Origin of the sequence: Cupriavidus taiwanensis (assembly GCF_900250075.1) — a bacterium.
In the GTDB taxonomy this organism is placed as follows: domain Bacteria; phylum Pseudomonadota; class Gammaproteobacteria; order Burkholderiales; family Burkholderiaceae; genus Cupriavidus; species Cupriavidus taiwanensis_C.
Map to the genome: position 1 here is coordinate 1,745,621 of NZ_LT977071.1, position 16,460 is coordinate 1,762,080.

Below are 16,460 nucleotides of genomic sequence, written 5' to 3' on the forward strand. Positions count from 1 at the left end.
CCCGCCGACGCATAATGTCGGCACCTGCACTCTCCGGTGCCCGCCATGCAGCTTCTCGACGCCCGCGTCCGCGACCTGCTCCGTCATCCGGGGCGCTTCCTGTGGCGCACGCTGGTCCAGTTCCGCGCCAACCAGGGCCTGTTGCTGGCCGGAGCGGTGGCCTACTACGCGCTGCTGTCGATCGTGCCGTTGCTGATCCTGATGGTGATCGCGCTGTCGCATGTGATCGACCCGCAGCTGTTGCTGTCGACGCTGGCGCGTTACCTCGAGTGGGTCGTGCCCGGACAGTCCCGCGCGCTGGTGCCCGAGCTGGCGTCGTTCCTGCGCACCCGCGCCACGGTCGGCTGGGTCTTGCTCGGCACGATGCTGTTCTTCAGTTCGCTGGCGTTCACGGTGCTGGAAAACGCCATGTCGGTGATCTTCGTCCATCGCGTCGCGATCCGGCGCCGGCATTTCCTGATCTCGGCGGTGCTGCCTTACTGCTATATCGCGGTGCTGAGCCTGGGGCTGCTGCTGGTGACAGTGGTCTCTGGCGGGCTGATCGCGATCGGCCAACGGCACGTGGAAGTGCTGGGCCATGAATGGTCGCTCGACCGGCTTTCCACCACGCTGCTTTACCTGCTCGGGTTCCTCGGCGAAATCCTGATGCTGACGTCGATCTACATGGTGATGCCGGTCGGCCGGCTGTCCTTGCGGCATGCGCTGTGCGGCGCGGTGCTTGCCGCGGTACTGTGGGAGATCTCGCGCCATGCGCTGGTGTGGTACTTCACCACGCTGTCGCAGGTGGGGCGGGTCTATGGCTCGCTCACCACGGCGATCGTGGTGTTGCTGAGCCTGGAGATCGCGGCGACGCTGCTGTTGCTCGGCGCGCAGGTGATCGCGGAATTCGAGCGCAGCGGCTGGGAGCGGCCGCCTGCTTCGGACGCTCCCACCGGCGAGTTCCATACCTGACGTGCGCCACGAGGATTGCAGGGGTGCGGCGCGGCGGCTTATGCGAATCCGCCGTTTGCGCGCAGCACCTGCCCGTTGATCCAGCCACCATCCTCGCCGGCAAGGAACGATACGACGCGACCGATATCCTCGGGCGTGCCGAGCCGTTCGAGCGGAGCGAGCCGCGCGATCTGGTCGACCTGCTGCGCACTCTTGCCATCGAGAAACAGCTCGGTGGCCACCGGCCCCGGCGCCACGGCATTGACGGTGATACCGCGCCCGCGCAGCTCGTTGGCCAGTACGCGGACCAGCCCCTCCACGCCGGCCTTGGACGCAATGTACGGCCCATAGGACGGCAATGACTTGGCGATGACGCTGGTCGACACCGCAATGATCCGTCCATTCGCGCCGACGTTTTCGGCCGCTTGCGCCAGCACCAGGAACGTGCCGCGCAGGTTGGTCGCAATGACCTTGTCGAAGTCGGCCAGGCTGCCCGGCGCGATCGGTGCCAGCGGCATCACGCCGGCGCAGTTGGCGACCACGTCGATGCCGCCGAATGCCGCCTTGGTCTGCGCAAACAGACGGGCCACATCATCGGGGCTTCCGACATCGCCCTGGATCGCGATGGCCCGGCCGCCGGCCGCTTCGACCGCCGCGACGGTGTCGCGGGCGTGCGCCACATGGCCGGCATAGCCGACCGCGACGGCAAAGCCGTCGGCCGCGAGACGCAGGGCCACGGCCCGGCCTATGCCGCGCGATCCGCCGGTGACAATGGCCGCTTTGGTGGTGTTCGTAGTCAGGGTGTTCATGGGAAGGCTCCGGGTGGGATAAGGCGACATGCCGTTGAAGCCAATTGTGGTTGTTCACCCCGATTAGATAAATGGTGCAGAATCGCCATATCAATTCAACCAGCCTCAACAATAATTGCCTTCCCGTGGACCGCTTCGATTCCCTGCAACTGTTCACCCGCATCGTCGAATTGGGCAGCTTCAGCCACGCCGCCGCCGCGCTCGACATCCCGCGCGCCACCGCCACCCATGCCATCAAGGCGCTCGAGACGCGGCTCGGGGTCCGGCTGCTCGAACGCACGACGCGGCAGGTCAGGCCGACACTCGACGGCCAGGCGTTCTATGAGCGCTGCGTCCACCTGCTGGCTGAACTCGACGACGCCGAGTCGTCTCTGCAGCACGTGGCGGCGAATCCGCGCGGGGTGTTGCGTGTCGACATGCACGGGACCCACGCAACGAAGATCGTGCTGGCGCGAATCGACGAATTCCGGGAGCGGTATCCGCGCATCGATCTGGTGGTATCCGGCGGCGACCGCCTGGTGGATCTGGTAAGGGAAGGCGTCGATTGCGTCATCCGCGCGGGCACGCCGCGGGATTCTTCACTGGTGGCGCGGCGCCTGGCGCTCATGCCGCAGGTAGTGTGCGCCAGTCCCGCCTACCTGAAAGCATTCGGCACGCCGCAACATCCCGACCAGCTCTCCCGGCACGAAGTCGTGAAATTCTTCTCGCGTAGCGGCACGGCCGGCTATCCGCTGGAGCTGCACGTCAATGGGCAACTCCAGGCCTTTTCACTGGGAGGGTGGATGTCCGTCAACGATGCCGAGAACTATGTCACCGCGGCCCTGCGCGGCTGCGGGCTGATCCAGGTGCCGCGCTTCCACGTCGGCGACGCCTTGCGCGAGGGGCTACTCGTCGAGGTCCTGAGCGACTGGCCCAGCCCGGACCTGCCGGTGTCGGCACTGTATCCGCATCACAGGCAGCTGTCTCCGCGCGTGCGCGTGTTCGTCGACTGGCTGGTGGCTCTTTATGCGGAGGCGTTTGGATAGTGCGAGTTCCATGCCTGACGTCTTCTGTCTCAGGCCAGTGCAGACTCCATGCTCGCGGAAATGGCATCCGCTTCCGCGGCATCGAAGGCACCGATGAAGACCAGCGCGGAGTCGCTGAATTCGCCGAATCCACCGAATTCACCGGCTTCGCCGTGCGGCATGGACCGCATCCGCATCCTGCCCCCGACCACGTGTACCTCGTGCAGCCGCGGATCGGCCGCCAGCCTGACCAGGCCCTTCGCGCGCAGCAGCCGCACGGGCAGCTTCAACAGTGCCTGTCGCAGCCGCGCCTTGTCGAAGGCGCGGCCGGTCCGGTAGGCGATGCTGCGGATGCCGGCATGTAGCGCAGGCCGGTGCCAGCCGGCATGCGACTGCAGCACGCCGGTGCCGGCCGGTGTCGGCATGGCTGCGTCGATAAAGACTGACAAAGGCAGCGCGCCATCGCACGCTTCCAGCACCGTGGCGCGCGGCGCAAGCGTACCGACGGTCCTGGTCGTTGCCGCAGCGCCACCGGCAGCGCACAGGTCGGTCTTGGTCAGCGCCACCACCGATGCTCCCGCGATCTGCTGCCGCACCATCTCGCCGACCAGCGGGTCGCCCAGGCTGTCGTGCACGGCCGCGGCATCCACCGCCACCAGCACCGCGTTGAGCCGGAACGCCGGATCGAGCAGGCCGATCTGCGCGATGCGCTGCGGGTCCGACACGCCGCTGGCCTCGATCACCAGCAGATCGGGCCGCGCGTCGCGGTCGGCGATTGCCAGCATGGCCTCGGCCAGCCGGCCACCGATGGAACAGCACACGCAACCATTTTCCAGCTGGATCACATCGTCGCTGCGCGTGCGGATCAGCGCGGCGTCGATATTGATCTCGCCGAAGTCATTCACCAGCGCCGCAATGCGCAGCCCTTGCGCATTGGCCAGCAACCGGTTCAGCAGCGTGGTCTTGCCCGCGCCCAGGTAGCCGCCGACGACAACCAGCGGAATCGGAAGCCGGGCGCTCATAGCGCAGGCGCCTCGAACACGCGGCCGCCCAGCACCGTGCCCCACACCCGCACGTCCTTGAGCCGCGCCGGATCCACGCTGGCGGGATCGTCCTCCAGCACGGCAAAGTCGGCCAGCTTCCCGGGCGCGATGCTGCCGATGCGATGGTCGAGCCCAAGCGTGTAAGCCGCGCCCATCGTGACCGCGTGGAGGGCGTCGGCCACCGTCAGCCGCTCGGCTTCGCCCATGTCGCGGCCCGACGCGCTCTGGCGCTGCACCGCGCACCAGGCGGTGAAGAGCGGGTTCAGCGGCGTGATCGGCGCATCGGAATGGATCGCGAACGGGATGCCGAGGCGCCGCGCGGTGCCTGCCGGGTTCATGCGCGCGGCACGTGCCGGGCCCACGGTCTGCGTGGCATGGGCATCGCCCCAGTAGTAGAGGTGGTTGGCGAAGAAGTTGATGCACAGCCCGAGGCGCTTCGCCCGCGCCAGCTGCGCCGCATCGGCCAGCTGGCAGTGCTGCAAGGTGTGGCGATGGTCGGCACGTGGATGGCGCGCCAGCAGCGCTTCCAGCGTATCGAGCACGACCTCGGTGGCTTCGTCGCCGTTGGTGTGGATATGCAGTGGCAGGCCGGCCAGGTGGAACGGCGTGAACGCGTCCAGCAGTTGCTCGGGCGGGATCAGCCACAAGCCGTTGGGCTGGCCGCCGGCGTAGCCGGGTGCGCGCAGCCGCGCGGTAAAGCCCTGGATCGAGCCGTCGACGATGAACTTGACCGGACCGAAGTGGAGCTTGTCGGAACCAGCGGCGACGGCCTGCTGTACGCGTGCGGGCCCGCCCTGTGCGTCGCGCTGCGGCGCGAAGGCGGGCACGATGCGCAGCGGGAAGCCGTCATCCGACGTCACCGCGCGCAGTGTTTCCAGGCCCCTGGCCGACAAGTCGTTGACCAGGTCCGTAGCGGTGGTCACGCCCGCCAGCTGTGCCACGCGCCCGAAGCGGCGCACCGCCTCCGCGTCCTCCGCCGCAGCCAGTGACAGGCCTCGGCCGATTACGCGCTGCACCGGGAACATCGCCGCGAACTCCTGCAGCTCGCCGGTGGGCTTGCCGCCCGCATCCTTGTGCACGCCGTCGATGTCGGTGTCTTCATCGATGCCGGCCCGCGCCAGCATCGGCGAATTGACGTTCATCAGATGCACGCTGGCATGCATCACCACCACCGGCCGCGTCGCCGATACGCGATCCAGCTCGCGCACCGACAGCCGCGCGGTGCCGAAGTAGATCGGGTCGAAACCCCACGCCAGCAGCGGCGTGTCGGGGTCTTTCAACTTGCTGGCCGCGTCCGCAAGGCGCCCGATGACTTCGTCCAGCGTGCGCAGCCCGCGCCAAAGCCTGCCATCGGGGTCGCGGCGGTCGAAGTAGCCGACGTAGACCGCGTCCCACATCGCGCCTTCCATCAGGTGGCAGTGGCCTTCGACCATGCCGGGCATCAGCACCTTGTCGCGGAAGGTGTCGACCACCACCGCGTCGGGCCATGGCGCCATTTCCGCAGCGCCGCCGACCGCAAGGATCTGGCCATTGCGTACCGCGACATGGGTTGCTTCCGGCCGCGCCGCTTCCATCGTGAGGATCTTGCGCGCCACGAATACCTGCGTGCGCGCCGTGTCGTTATGGGTCATCGCTTGTTGCATGAGTCGCAAGGATCAGGCCGGCTGCACGCGCGCCAGGCGCGGCGCGTAGTTCGCCACCACGGTCACCAGCAGGTTGACCGCAAGGCTGACCAGGCCGAGGTTGATGCCGCCGAAATCGGCCTGCTGCGCGTACAGTGCGATCGCCAGCCCCTGCCCGCTCAGGATGCCGAGCGCGATCGCCATCGGCCGCACCTTCAGCGAGAACAGGATCACGATGACGCCGGGGAAGAACTGCGTCACGCCGTAGTAGGTGGTGTTGATCAGCGTCAGCATCAGGTTGGGCGTGGCCAGCGTCATCGCGATCGACAGCACCAGGTACACCACGATCACCATCTTGGCGCCCTGCTTCTGGCGCTGCTCGGGCATGCCCGGCAGCAGGTTGCGCGTGACGATCGGGCCGATCGCCAGGCAGATGCCGGCCAGCACCAGCAGCCCCGACAGCGCGGCGCCCGCGGTCACCAGGCCGAGCAGCCAGTCCGGCAGCAAGCGCACCGCCGCCGCGAAGAAGGCTTCATTGGGCGAGGCCAGCTGCAGGTTCTGGCTGATCGCGTAGTACGACGCCAGCACCAGGAACGGGTACATCAGCATATACAGCGGCATCGCCACCTGCGTGCGGCGGATGGTGTTGGCGCTCCTGGCTGTGAAGAAGTTCTGCACCGCGAACGGCATCACGTAGAAGCCCAGCGCCTGGAACAGCATGGTGCTCATCGAGAAGCGCAGCTGCGTGTCGCTCATCTGGTTGCTGACCTGCAGGCTGGCGGCATGGAAGACATCGCCCACGCCGGCCTTCCAGCCGACCGCGACGCCGGTGGCGACGATCGCCACCACCATCAGGATGTCTTTCAGGATGGCGATGTAGGCCGACGCACGCACGCCGGAGATGGCGATATAGGTGAAGGCCAGCGCCGCCGAGATCAGCACCAGGTAGACGGGATCGAACTCCCAGCCCAGCCCCTTGAGCGCCGCCACCAGCCCGGTGAACTGCAACTGGCCCCAGGGCAGCAGGAACAGGATCGAAGAGCCCGCCACGATCAGTTCCAGCGCACGGCTGCCGTAGTGGCCCTTGAACAGGTCCGGCAGCGTGATCGCGTTGTAGCGCGCGCCGGCCTGCCAGATCTTCGGCCCGAGGAAATAGCCGAGCGGGTAAGCCAGCAGGATGTAGCCGAGGAACCAGACGCCATACGTCGGGCCCTTGGCATAGATGCCGCCGGGAAAGCCCACCATGGTGCCGATACTGTAGATCTCGCCGGCCGCGAGGAAAAACACCAGGTAGGCGCCGAACTGCCGCGAGGCGACGAAGAAGTCATGCACGCTCTGCGCACCGTGGCCCTTCTTCGAGCGGATGGCGAGATAGAGCGAGAAGACGATAAAGCCAAGGAATACCGCTGTGGTCATGGCTGCTCTCCCTCACGCTTCATGCGCCGCGTCGGCGGCATGGCGGTCGTACAGCAGCCAGCACGCCAGCATGCAGCCCGACGTCAGGACGAACCAGGCAAAGATCCAGGCGTAGATAAAGGGCACGCCGAGCACGAAGCGCTCGACGGTCGCCACCCAGGGCAGCAGCCCGATGACGCCGATGTATGGCAGGCCGAGGCCGATAAACAGCTTGAACATGATGTCTCCGGTTTCCGATGGACGGTGGATGGCAGGCGCCGTGTGTGTGCTGTCACCGGGCCGCTCTTGTGTTCCGGTCATCATAGGGAGCGGCGATATATGATTCAAATGCAAATATCGAACCGCTCCCATAACTGACACGCATGGGATTCCGCATGGACACCCAGAAACTTCTGCACCTGCTTGCCATCGTCGAGCACGGCACCTTCTCCGAAGCCGCACGCGCCGTGCACCTGACCCAACCGGCGCTGAGCCGCAGTATCCGCGCGCTGGAGCACGAGCTGAAGGCGCCGCTGTTCGACCGCGGCGCGCGGCGCGCGCGCCTGACAGTGTTCGGCGAACTGGTGGCCGACCGCGCGCGCCGCATGCGGCTGGAAGAACGCCAGCTGCGCCGCGACCTGGAGCTGCTGCGCGGGGGCGAGGAAGGCTCGCTGACGATCGGCGTGGCGCCCGCGCCTGCCGCGCTGCTGCTGACGCCGTTCCTGATCCACATGGCGCAGGCGCACCCGCGCATCAAGGTGCGCACCGAGACCGGCGCCACCAGCGCTCTGCTCGACGCGTTGCGGCGCGAAACCATCGACGCGATCGTCGGCGACGCCTACGTGCTGCGCGCCGCCGACGATGTCGACATTGAACCGCTGGGCGAGCTGCCCGCCGGGCTGGTGTGCCGCGCCGGCCATCCGATCCTGCGCAAGCGCCGCATCGATATCGAGACGATCCGCGCCTACCCGGTGGCGACCACCACGCTCAGCACCATCGTCAGCCGCCAGCTGGCCGAGCTATGGGGCCCCGAGGCCGCACCCGACAAGCTCTTCACCCTGCACTGCGACAACCTCGACATGCTGCGCAGCGTGACGCTGGCCACCGACACCCTGCTGTTCGGCGTGTTGTCCATCACCCGGCAGGAACGAGCCGCGGGGCTGATGGCGGAAGTGCCGATGCCACCCGACCCGCGCCGGTGCGGCCGCTACGGCATCGCGCGCATGGCCGCGCGCTCGCTGTCGCCGGCGCTCGAGACGCTCTACGCCTTCACGCGCGAGCACTGGAAGGAATTGTCGTCGGCGCCGGCCAGGCAGGGCGCTCGCCGCTGACCGCCCATGCCCGCTGATGTATGCTCCGGCTGATTCCCAGCTCAAACCCGGCATGACCGATTCCACGCCCGACCGCCCCCGCCGCCTCACCATCCACGACGTCGCCCGCGCCGCCGGCGTGTCGCTGACCACGGTCTCGCACGCGCTGAACGACCGCGGCGTGCTGGACCCGGCCACGCGCGCGCGCGTCAAGCGCATCGCGGCGGAGCTGGGCTACCGGCCCAGCGTGCGGGCGCAGCGGCTGCAGTCGGGCCGCGCCAACTGCATCGCGCTGCTGTCGTCGATGCCGTTCGCGGTGGCGGGCGGCACCTCGCGGCTGGGCTTCATGATGGAGGTGGCGGCGATCGCCGCCGAGGCGGCCATGGGGCGCGGCCTGGGCGTGGTGCTGGTGCCGCCGCTCGAAGGCGCCGGCGGGCTGCTCGACACGCTCGATATCGACGGTGCCATCGTGATCGAGCCGATTGCCGGCGATCCGCATATCGCGCGGCTGCGCGAGCGCGGCGTCAGCATCGTCTCGATCGGGCGCGAGCCGCTGACCGAGACCCCGGTGCCCTGCGTCGACCTGCAGTCCGCCGCGACCGCGCGCCTGCTGCTGGAACACCTGCACGGCCATGGGCGGCGCCGGATCGGCCTGATGATCGGCGCGGCGCCGCGGCAGTCGTATGTGGAAACGGAACGCGCCTACCGCGAGTTCACGCAGGCGCTGGGGCTGCCCTGCCATGTCGTCAAGGCGGCCGAGGAACATGGCGAAGCCGCGGGCGCCGAGGCCTGCGCGCAACTGCTGGCGCAGATGCCGGGCCTGGATGCGCTGTGCGCGCCGGTGGACGCCTTCGCGGTCGGCGCCATGGCGCACCTGCAAGGGCTGGGCAAGCGCGTGCCCGACGATGTGCTGGTGGTGACCCGCTACGACGGCATCCGCGCGCGCAGCGCGCAGCCGCCGCTGACCGCGGTCAACCTGCACCTGGAACGGGTCGCGTCGCTGGCGGTGGAACTGCTGTTCGCGCACCTGTCGGGCGAGCGCGGCCGCACGGTCATCGCCGGACCCAAGCCCGAACTGGTGGTGAGAGCGTCGTCGATGCCGGGGGCTTGACGGACTTTTCGGGAAGCGATGGCCGGACTTCGTAGATGCGCCGGCCCTCTCCCCCGCCCCTCTCCCGCAAGCGGGAGAGGGGCGCAAACAAGCGAGAGAGAAAGACCCTTGGGCTCGCACGCGACAACGCCATGCGAGCGCAGCGATGCACTGCGTGCCCGAGCAGCAGACCTAAGATTGGGAGTGCGCGCAGCGCAGCCGAAGGCGTCCCACCAATAGCACCAGCAGCAGGCTGCCTACACCCTGTTGGGATCGTTCAATAGTGGGTGATCGTAGGCACCGTCCCTGACTCACATAGCGTTAGCAGGTTCGAACGGGCAGCCACGACAAACGGAAATCACCACCGCCGGAACCGCCAACGCCGCGGAATTGATTGCCAGCCGCACAGGCGACGCGTTTCTTGCCTACTTCTTGGCGCTCGGCCAAGAAGTAGGTCGCCGGCTGCGCCGGCGAAACAGCCACGCCCGCCAAGCACGACACCTCACTCAACACCCCCACCCCTTAACCCTCACCCCCTAACCAACACCACCACCCCCGACACCAACGCAAACCCCAACACCGCCACTCTCAACATCCTTTGATTAATCCGCCGATGCACCAGATGGCTGGCCACCATCCCCACGCCCAGCACCGGCAGCAGCCCCGCGGCATAGAACACCTGCTCCATGCCGAGCCGGCCGCCCAGCGCCAGCACCACCAGCGAGATCACCTCGCCCACCAGGAAGCACAGCGCCACGGTGGCGCGCAGCGTCGCCACCGGCGCGTGCTGGTAGGCCAGTGCCAGCGGCGGGCCGCCCACGCCGGTGGCGGTCTCGGTGACGCCGGTGATCAGGCCGGTGGAGGCAAAGGTCAGCCGCCCCGGCGAGAACGCCGGCGCCAGCAACGACACCACCGCCGCGGCAATGGTGCTGCCGCCGACCAGCGCGTTGAGCCACGCCATCGGCATCGCCACCAGCACCCACAGGCCGCCGAAGGTGCCGGCCACGCGTCCGGCGCTGATCCAGCCGGCCCCGCGCATATCGATGGCGTGGCGCTCGCGCCAGGCCACGTAGGCGTTGAGCGGCAGCATCGCCAGCAGCAGCGCGCCCGGCAGCATCGCCGGCGCGGCCAGCGCCAGCACCGGCACCACGATCAGCGCAAAGCCCATGCCGGTGGCGCCCTGGACCAGCGCGCCGGTAAACACGGCCACGCCGACGCTGAACAAGGTCATGTCCATGCTCATGCCGCCTCCGGGCCGGCATGGCGGGCGCGGTGCACGTCCGCGGCGTCATGCAGCTTGCGGATCGGCGCGCCGGCAACGGTGTGCCCAGCCATGGCATGGATGTCGCGCATCAGCGCGCGCGCGTCCCAGTCGGTGGGCCAGCCCTGCCACAGGCGCAGGTTGCCGTCGACGAAGACCGCGCGGATCTGGTCGCGGTTGGCCAGGCGCACCAGCTCCCAGGTCAGGTCCCACGACGGCGTCAGTTCCGGCACGTCGAGGTCGACCAGCAGGAAGTCGGCGCGCTTGCCGGCGGCGATCTCGCCGGTGAGCGCGCCCAGCCCGGCCACGTCGGCCGCGTCGTGCGTGGCCATGTCGACCCAGCGCCAGCCCGCGCCGCAGGACGAGTCGCCCACGCCGATGCCGAAGGCAAAGCGCTGCGCGGCCTCGGCATAGTCCAGCAGGCGGAAGCCGTCGCTGCGGGTGCCGTCGGTGCCCAGGCCGAGGCGCACGCCGAAGGTGGCCATGGTCTCGGCGGGCGCCACCGCGTTGCCCTTCCAGGCGCTGGCGACGGGGTTGTACGCCACGGCGGCGCCGCTGTCGGCCAGCAGCCGGATCTCCTGCGGCGTCACCAGCGTGGCGTGCGCCAGCAAGGCGGCCGGCCCGAGTGCGCCGATCGCCGCGAGGTGCTCGATCGGCCGGCGCCCGCACGCGTTGAGCGAGCGCTCCACCGCCACCAGGTGCTCGTTGGCATGGGTCTGGAAGATGCGGCCGGACTCGGCGCACAGCTGGTAGACGTGATGCAGCATCGCGTCCGAGGCCACCTCGGGGATCGAGATCGCCAGCGACGGCGCCACCAGCGCATCGCCGGCGTAGCGGTCCAGGTGCGCGGCGGCGCGGCGCAGGATGGGCGCGGCGTCGAGCATTTCGGCGCCGGGCTTGTCGTTGCAGATCAGGCCCAGCACGCAGCGCACGCCGGCATCGGTGACCGCGCGCGCGACCGCGTCCAGCCCGGCCTCGCTGCGCGTGCCGGCGTCGACCACGGTGGTAAAGCCGCCGCGCAGCGCTTCCAGCGCCGCCAGCTTGGACGACAGGTACAGGTGCTCCGCCTTCAGGCTGCCCTCCAGCGGCACCCACACGCGCCGGAAGATCTCCGACGGCTCGCCGAACACCAGCGACTTGCCGAACGACTGCGTCAGGTGGTGATGGGTGTCGATCATGCCGGGCATCAGCAGCATGCGCGGCAGCGGCTGGGTCTCCAGATGCGGAAAGCGCGCGGCGACGTCTTCGGCGGGGCCGACCGCGGTGAAGCGGCCGCCCTCCACCACCACCGCGTGGCCGCGCACCGCGCCCTGGCGTAGCAGGGTCCATTCCGGCAGCAGGATGCGCTGGCGCTGGAAGCTTTCAGGCGCCAGCGCCGGGTTGAGGTCGCCGGGCCAGGCCGGCATCGAGGCATAAGCTTGAGTCATGGCAATGCAGTAGGCGGGGTCAGTGCGTGGCGGCGGCATCGTCGCGAGCGATTGCGCCCGTATCAGCCGTCGCGGTCCGCAGACCCGTATGGAAAAACAGGAAGTTGAGCAGCGCCGCGGTGATGGCGCCCATCGCCACGCCATTGCCCACCAGGATGCGCAGGTTGGCCGGCAGGCCGCCATAGATGCCCGGCACCAGGATCGGCAGCAAGCCCACGGCCAGCGCCACCGCCACCACGTACATGTTGGCGTGGTCGCGCAGATCCACCTTGCGCAGCATGTCGATGCCCATGGTGCCGACGATGCAGAACACCACCAGCCCGGTGCCGCCGACCACGGCTTCGGGAATCGCGCTGATCAGCGCCGACACCGGCACCAGCAGCCCGAACGCCACCAGGATCGCGCCCGACATCGCCGTGACAAAGCGCGAGCGCACGCCGGTGGCCCGCACGATGCCGATGTTCTCGCCGCTGGTGATGATCAGCGAGGTGCCGAACATCCCGCCCAGCAGCGAGGTCAGCGCGTCGGCGCGGATGGTGCGCGGCACGTCGCGCTGCTGGTCCACCGGCCGGCCCACGGCATCGCTGATCGCCAGGGTCTGGCCGGTGGCCTCGACCATCGAGATCACGGCGAACACCATCAGCGGGATCGCGGCCACCACGTCGAAGGTGGGCCAGCCGAACGGCAACGGCGTCGGCAACGCCAGCACCGGCGACATCGACACCTGGCCAAGGTGGAACGCGCCGGCCAGCCCAGCCACCAGCGCACCGCCCAGCAGGCCGAGCAGGATCGCAAGCTGCGCCAGCATGCCGCTCAGCCAGCGCGACGCCGCCACGGTGCAGGCGATGGTGGCAAAGGCCAGCAGCAGGTTGAGGGGATCCACCGCGCTGCCCGCGGCCGGATGGCCGGCGACCAGCTTGCCCGAGACCTGCGCCAGGTTGATCGCCACCAGCAGCAGCATGGTGCCCACCACCACCGGCGGGAAGTAGCGCAGGCAGCGCCGGAACACCGGCAGCACCAGGAAGTAGAAGACGCCGGTCAGGATCACCGCGCCGGCGGCGGTCTGCACGTCGGTCTGCTGCGCGATCAGGATGAACAGCACGATCGGCGCGCCGCCGGGCAGCATCACGAACGGCAGGCGCGCGCCGATGCCGCGCTTGCCCAGCGACTGCAGCAGCGTGCCCAGGCCGCAGATCACAAAGGTGGCGCTGAGCAGCTGCACCGCCAGCGCGGGCGGGAAGTTGAGCGCCTTGCTCATCAGGAAGACCGACGCTATCGGCGACGCGGCCATGACCAGTACGTGCTGAAGGCCGAAGACAAACAGGCGCCGCCATGGCAGCCGTTCATCCACCGGCGCGGGGGCGGGGTGGGACATTGCTTTGCTCCTCGTTTGGTGTGTCGGGCGTTGTGCCGGTGGCGCTTCGGCCCCTGGCTGCGTCTGTGCGCAATTCGCCGCAGATATTATCGATTTCCGCTAACAAAAACGTTTTGGTAAGTGTAGGGAAACCCAATTTGCGATGCAAGCGGTTTTGTCGGCGAGGCAGCCGTGGTCTTCCCCTATATCGAATAAATCGATAACGGCTAGCAGCAAAACCCGTTTCACAAGTTGATGGCGTGGCGTCAAAGTACCCGCCACAGCGCCTTGCGCGCCACAACAGCCCCCGAAGGAGACGCCCCATGCGAGACAAGAACCGTCCGGCGCAATCTGCCGACCACGACCGGCCGCTATCCAGGCGGCGCCGTTTGGTGCAGGGCGCCGGCCTGATGGCGCTGGGTGCATCGCCGCTGGGCGCGCTGGCCGCGCGCGCGACCGACGGCGTCACACTGGCCGACGGCCCGCGCCCGCTGGTGCGCTATCCGGGCAAGCGCCCGCTGGTTCGCGTGAGCACCCGGCCGCCGCACCTGGAGACGCCCTTCTCCGCCTTCAACGAGGGGCCGATCACCGCCAACGACGCCTTCTTCGTGCGCTACCACCTGGCCAACCTGCCGCTGTCGGTGGACCTGGCCACCTACCGCCTCAGCGTTGGCGGCCACGTCGGCAAGCCGCTGCAGCTGTCGCTCGATGAACTGAAGCGGCTGGCCGAACCGGTGCACGTGGTCGCGGTCAACCAGTGCTCGGGCAATAGCCGCGGCTTTTCCGAGCCGCGCGTGTTCGGCGCGCAGCTGGCCAACGGCGCGATGGGCAATGCGCGCTGGACCGGCGTGCCGCTGCGCAAGGTGCTCGAGCATGCGGGCGTCAAGGCCGGGGCCAGGGTGGTCACCTTCAATGGCATGGATACGCCCGTCCTGCCGGGCACGCCGGACTTCCGCAAGTCGCTCGATATCGCCCACGCGATGAACGGCGAGCCGCTGCTGGCGTGGGGCATGAATGGCGAAGACCTGCCGCTGCTCAACGGCTACCCGCTCAAGCTGGTGGTGCCGGGCTACTTCGGCACCTACTGGATCAAGCACCTGCACGAGATCGAGGTGCTCGACCACCCGTTCGAGGGCCATGATGCGTTCTTCATGACCAAGGGCTACCGCGTGCCGGACAACGATTGCCAGTGCGTGGCCCCGGGCACGCCGGCGGCCAAGACGCGGCCGATCTCGACGCTGGCCGTGCGCAGCTTTATCACCAGCGTCGAGAGCGGCGGCAGGTTGCCGGCCGGCCGCGCCGTCGAACTGAAGGGCATTGCCTTCGACGGCGGCTCCGGCATCCGCACGGTCGAGGTGTCGGTCGACGGCGGGCAGAACTGGCAGGCCGCGAAGCTGGGCGAAGACCTGGGCCGGTTCTCGTTCCGCGCCTGGCACTTGCCGGTAAAGTTCGCGCGCAAGGGCCCGGCGGTGCTGATGGTGCGCGCCACCAGCAACAACGGCGAGACCCAGCCGGCAAAAGCCAACTGGAACCCCGCCGGCTATCGCCGCAATGTCATCGAAGCCACGCCGGTCACCATCGCCTGAGGAACGCGCCATGAAAGCAACCATCGCCCCCGCGCTGCTGGCGCTCGCCCTGCTCGGTGCCGGCCATGCCGGCGCCGCGCCAAAAGACATCAAGTTGCCGGCGGAGAACGTCAAGCTCAAGCCGGCCAGTCTTCCTGGCTACGGCATCGCCATGCAGAAATGCGCGATCTGCCATTCGGCCGACTACGTCTCGTACCAGCCGCCCGGGCTGACGCTGGCGCAGTGGACCGCCGAGATGAAGAAGATGCAGCAGGCCTACGGCGCACCGATCGACGATGCCGAGGTCGAGCAGCTGGGCGCCTACCTGGCGGTGGCCTATGGCTCTGCCAAGGCGAAGGATCCCGAGATCGTGGCGATCGCGCAGAAGGCGCTCAAGCCGGCTGCCGAGGCGCCCGCGCCTGCGGCAGCGGCCAGCGTCGACGTGCAGGGGCTGCTGTCGAAGAACGCCTGCCTGAGCTGCCACAGCGCCACGCAGAAGATCGTCGGCCCGGCCTATCACGAGGTTGCGGTGCGCTACAAGGGCGACCCGCAGGCCCAGGCCAGGCTGGAAGCCAGCATCCGCGGCGGCAGCAGCGGCAAGTGGGGGGCGGTGCCGATGCCGCCGTTCGCCGGCCTGAAGCCCGAGGAAGTGAAGGCCCTGGCGGCCTATGTCCGCCAGCAATAGGCTCGACCGCACTGCCCTGACGGCAAGACGCCCCGGCTGGTCCGGGGCGTCTTGCATTTCGGCCTTGCAAGTTCCGGCCGGCTTCTTATACTTAGCCGCATGGCTAACCATTGTGCCGAGTTTGCAGACGTGTCCGAGGCTGTCGATCCTGCCCCGCTGTCCGGCGTGTTCTACGCGCTGGCGGACCCGACCCGCCGCGCCATCGTCAGCACGCTCGGGCGCGGGCCGGAAACGGTTTCGGCGCTGGCGGCGCCGTTCGCGATGGCGTTGCCCTCGTTCATGAAGCACCTGCGGGTGCTGGAGCGCAGCGGCCTGATCCGCTCGCGCAAGACGGGGCGCGTGCGCACCTGCGAGCTGGTGCCGCAACCGCTGTCCGACGCGCAGCAATGGCTGGCCGACCAGCGCGCCCTGTGGGAGGCCCGTACCGACCGCCTGGCGGCCTTTGTCGAAGCACCTGATCAAGAGGAACAGTCCCATGACGAATGAAAACGCCGCCGGCCCGGAAGGCCACGACCTGGTCATCTCGCGCCTGCTCAAGGCCCCGCGCGCCAAGGTCTGGCGCGCCTGGAGCGATCCGCAGCTGCTCAAGCAATGGTGGTGCCCCAGGCCCTGGACCACCGAGGTCCGCGCCTTCGACATGCGTCCCGGCGGCGCCTTCCATACCTTCATGCAAGGCCCCGATGGCGGCACCAGCGACAACCCCGGCTGCTTTCTCGAGATCGTGCCGATGGAGAAGATCGTCTCCACCTCGGCGCTGGTCGCGGGGTACCGGCCCGGCACGCCGTGGCTGTCGATGACCGCGGTCATCACCATGGCCGACGAGGGCGACGGCACCCGCTACATCGCCCGCGTGATGCATCCCGACGAGGCCACGCGCAAGCAGCATGAGGAGATGGGGTTTTATGAGGGCTGGGGGATATGCATTACGCAGCTGGAGGAGTTTGCGCAGCAGTTGAAGTGACCGG

At 68.6% G+C, this 16,460-nt stretch carries 16 protein-coding genes; 8 read left to right on the forward strand and 8 right to left on the reverse strand.

Going from position 1 to position 16,460, the window contains the following annotated elements; all coding sequences use genetic code 11:
• Positions 1-45: 45 nt before the first annotated feature.
• Positions 46-951, forward strand: coding sequence for a YihY/virulence factor BrkB family protein (locus CBM2588_RS24205; protein ID WP_115682850.1), 906 nt, complete (start codon positions 46-48; stop codon positions 949-951).
• Between the two features lie 38 nt (positions 952-989).
• Here the strand turns inward: CBM2588_RS24205 and CBM2588_RS24210 are convergent, their stop codons facing one another.
• A complete protein-coding gene (locus tag CBM2588_RS24210) occupies positions 990-1,739 on the reverse strand; it encodes an SDR family oxidoreductase (RefSeq protein WP_439897466.1) in 750 nt (249 codons plus the stop codon).
• Between the two features lie 125 nt (positions 1,740-1,864).
• Between CBM2588_RS24210 and CBM2588_RS24215 the strand changes: the two genes are divergently transcribed.
• Positions 1,865-2,764, forward strand: a complete 900-nt coding sequence (locus CBM2588_RS24215) for a LysR family transcriptional regulator (RefSeq protein WP_115683718.1) — start codon at positions 1,865-1,867, stop codon at positions 2,762-2,764.
• 29 nt (positions 2,765-2,793) lie between these two features.
• On the opposite strand, the gene CBM2588_RS24220 is transcribed toward CBM2588_RS24215, so the two are convergent.
• Genes CBM2588_RS24220 through CBM2588_RS24235 form a run of 4 tightly spaced genes read right to left on the reverse strand, consistent with a single transcriptional unit; the run spans position 2,794 to position 7,043 of the window.
• Positions 2,794-3,765 (reverse strand): CobW family GTP-binding protein, encoded by a 972-nt coding sequence (locus CBM2588_RS24220; RefSeq protein ID WP_115682852.1) that lies wholly within the window; start codon positions 3,763-3,765, stop codon positions 2,794-2,796.
• Positions 3,762-5,417 carry an amidohydrolase gene (locus CBM2588_RS24225; protein ID WP_115682853.1) on the reverse strand — a complete coding sequence of 552 codons (1,656 nt, stop codon included), beginning with the start codon at positions 5,415-5,417 and terminating at the stop codon, positions 3,762-3,764. Before CBM2588_RS24225 ends, CBM2588_RS24220 begins: the two co-directional genes overlap by 4 nt.
• Before the next feature lie 24 nt (positions 5,418-5,441).
• On the reverse strand, positions 5,442-6,824 hold the full coding sequence (locus tag CBM2588_RS24230; protein ID WP_115682854.1) for a sodium:solute symporter family protein: 1,383 nt from the start codon (positions 6,822-6,824) through the stop codon (positions 5,442-5,444).
• A 12-nt stretch (positions 6,825-6,836) separates the two neighbouring features.
• Positions 6,837-7,043, reverse strand: a complete 207-nt coding sequence (locus CBM2588_RS24235; protein ID WP_115682855.1) for a DUF3311 domain-containing protein — start codon at positions 7,041-7,043, stop codon at positions 6,837-6,839.
• Positions 7,044-7,198: 155 nt separating this feature from the next.
• Here CBM2588_RS24235 and CBM2588_RS24240 point away from each other — a divergent pair, with 155 nt between their 5' ends.
• Together CBM2588_RS24240 and CBM2588_RS24245 are read left to right on the forward strand one after the other, a co-directional pair.
• Positions 7,199-8,134, forward strand: a complete 936-nt coding sequence (locus CBM2588_RS24240) for a LysR family transcriptional regulator (RefSeq protein ID WP_115683719.1) — start codon at positions 7,199-7,201, stop codon at positions 8,132-8,134.
• A 52-nt stretch (positions 8,135-8,186) separates the two neighbouring features.
• Positions 8,187-9,224, forward strand: coding sequence for a LacI family DNA-binding transcriptional regulator (locus CBM2588_RS24245; protein WP_115682856.1), 1,038 nt, complete (start codon positions 8,187-8,189; stop codon positions 9,222-9,224).
• A gap of 508 nt (positions 9,225-9,732) precedes the next feature.
• On the opposite strand, the gene CBM2588_RS24250 is transcribed toward CBM2588_RS24245, so the two are convergent.
• Genes CBM2588_RS24250 through CBM2588_RS24260 form a run of 3 tightly spaced genes read right to left on the reverse strand, consistent with a single transcriptional unit; the run spans position 9,733 to position 13,266 of the window.
• Positions 9,733-10,440: a sulfite exporter TauE/SafE family protein gene (locus tag CBM2588_RS24250; protein ID WP_115682857.1), complete on the reverse strand. Its 708-nt coding sequence runs from the start codon at positions 10,438-10,440 to the stop codon at positions 9,733-9,735.
• Between the two features lie 2 nt (positions 10,441-10,442).
• On the reverse strand, positions 10,443-11,891 hold the full coding sequence (locus CBM2588_RS24255; RefSeq protein ID WP_115683720.1) for an amidohydrolase family protein: 1,449 nt from the start codon (positions 11,889-11,891) through the stop codon (positions 10,443-10,445).
• 19 nt (positions 11,892-11,910) lie between these two features.
• The gene (locus CBM2588_RS24260) at positions 11,911-13,266 is read right to left on the reverse strand and encodes a uracil-xanthine permease family protein (protein ID WP_115682858.1); all 1,356 of its coding nucleotides are present in this window, start codon (positions 13,264-13,266) and stop codon (positions 11,911-11,913) included.
• Positions 13,267-13,568: 302 nt separating this feature from the next.
• On the opposite strand from CBM2588_RS24260, the gene sorA reads away from it, so the two are divergent.
• The 4 genes from sorA to CBM2588_RS24280 all read left to right on the forward strand — a co-directional run bounded on the left by sorA (position 13,569) and on the right by CBM2588_RS24280 (position 16,456).
• Positions 13,569-14,831, forward strand: coding sequence for a SorA family sulfite dehydrogenase catalytic subunit (gene sorA, locus CBM2588_RS24265; RefSeq protein WP_115682859.1), 1,263 nt, complete (start codon positions 13,569-13,571; stop codon positions 14,829-14,831).
• Between the two features lie 10 nt (positions 14,832-14,841).
• Positions 14,842-15,495: a SorB family sulfite dehydrogenase c-type cytochrome subunit gene (gene sorB / locus CBM2588_RS24270; RefSeq protein ID WP_115682860.1), complete on the forward strand. Its 654-nt coding sequence runs from the start codon at positions 14,842-14,844 to the stop codon at positions 15,493-15,495.
• A 99-nt stretch (positions 15,496-15,594) separates the two neighbouring features.
• Positions 15,595-15,981 (forward strand): ArsR/SmtB family transcription factor, encoded by a 387-nt coding sequence (locus CBM2588_RS24275; protein ID WP_115682861.1) that lies wholly within the window; start codon positions 15,595-15,597, stop codon positions 15,979-15,981.
• Entirely contained in the window at positions 15,971-16,456 is a 486-nt protein-coding gene (locus tag CBM2588_RS24280; protein ID WP_115682862.1) for an SRPBCC family protein, read from the forward strand. The genes CBM2588_RS24275 and CBM2588_RS24280 overlap by 11 nt, the downstream gene beginning before the upstream one ends.
• The last annotated feature ends 4 nt before the right edge of the window (positions 16,457-16,460 follow it).

Excerpts from the sequence above, each read along its gene's own strand:
- CBM2588_RS24205 (WP_115682850.1), top strand. The coding sequence starts at position 46 with ATGCAGCTTCTCGACGCCCGCGTCCGCGACCTGCTCCGTCATCCGGGG.
- CBM2588_RS24210 (WP_439897466.1), bottom strand. The coding sequence starts at position 1,739 with ATGAACACCCTGACTACGAACACCACCAAAGCGGCCATTGTCACCGGC.
- CBM2588_RS24220 (WP_115682852.1), bottom strand. The coding sequence starts at position 3,765 with ATGAGCGCCCGGCTTCCGATTCCGCTGGTTGTCGTCGGCGGCTACCTG.
- CBM2588_RS24225 (WP_115682853.1), bottom strand. The coding sequence starts at position 5,417 with ATGACCCATAACGACACGGCGCGCACGCAGGTATTCGTGGCGCGCAAG.
- CBM2588_RS24230 (WP_115682854.1), bottom strand. The coding sequence starts at position 6,824 with ATGACCACAGCGGTATTCCTTGGCTTTATCGTCTTCTCGCTCTATCTC.
- CBM2588_RS24235 (WP_115682855.1), bottom strand. The coding sequence starts at position 7,043 with ATGTTCAAGCTGTTTATCGGCCTCGGCCTGCCATACATCGGCGTCATC.
- CBM2588_RS24240 (WP_115683719.1), top strand. The coding sequence starts at position 7,199 with ATGGACACCCAGAAACTTCTGCACCTGCTTGCCATCGTCGAGCACGGC.
- CBM2588_RS24245 (WP_115682856.1), top strand. The coding sequence starts at position 8,187 with ATGACCGATTCCACGCCCGACCGCCCCCGCCGCCTCACCATCCACGAC.
- CBM2588_RS24250 (WP_115682857.1), bottom strand. The coding sequence starts at position 10,440 with ATGGACATGACCTTGTTCAGCGTCGGCGTGGCCGTGTTTACCGGCGCG.
- CBM2588_RS24255 (WP_115683720.1), bottom strand. The coding sequence starts at position 11,891 with ATGACTCAAGCTTATGCCTCGATGCCGGCCTGGCCCGGCGACCTCAAC.
- CBM2588_RS24260 (WP_115682858.1), bottom strand. The coding sequence starts at position 13,266 with ATGTCCCACCCCGCCCCCGCGCCGGTGGATGAACGGCTGCCATGGCGG.
- sorA (WP_115682859.1), top strand. The coding sequence starts at position 13,569 with ATGCGAGACAAGAACCGTCCGGCGCAATCTGCCGACCACGACCGGCCG.
- sorB (WP_115682860.1), top strand. The coding sequence starts at position 14,842 with ATGAAAGCAACCATCGCCCCCGCGCTGCTGGCGCTCGCCCTGCTCGGT.
- CBM2588_RS24275 (WP_115682861.1), top strand. The coding sequence starts at position 15,595 with ATGGCTAACCATTGTGCCGAGTTTGCAGACGTGTCCGAGGCTGTCGAT.
- CBM2588_RS24280 (WP_115682862.1), top strand. The coding sequence starts at position 15,971 with ATGACGAATGAAAACGCCGCCGGCCCGGAAGGCCACGACCTGGTCATC.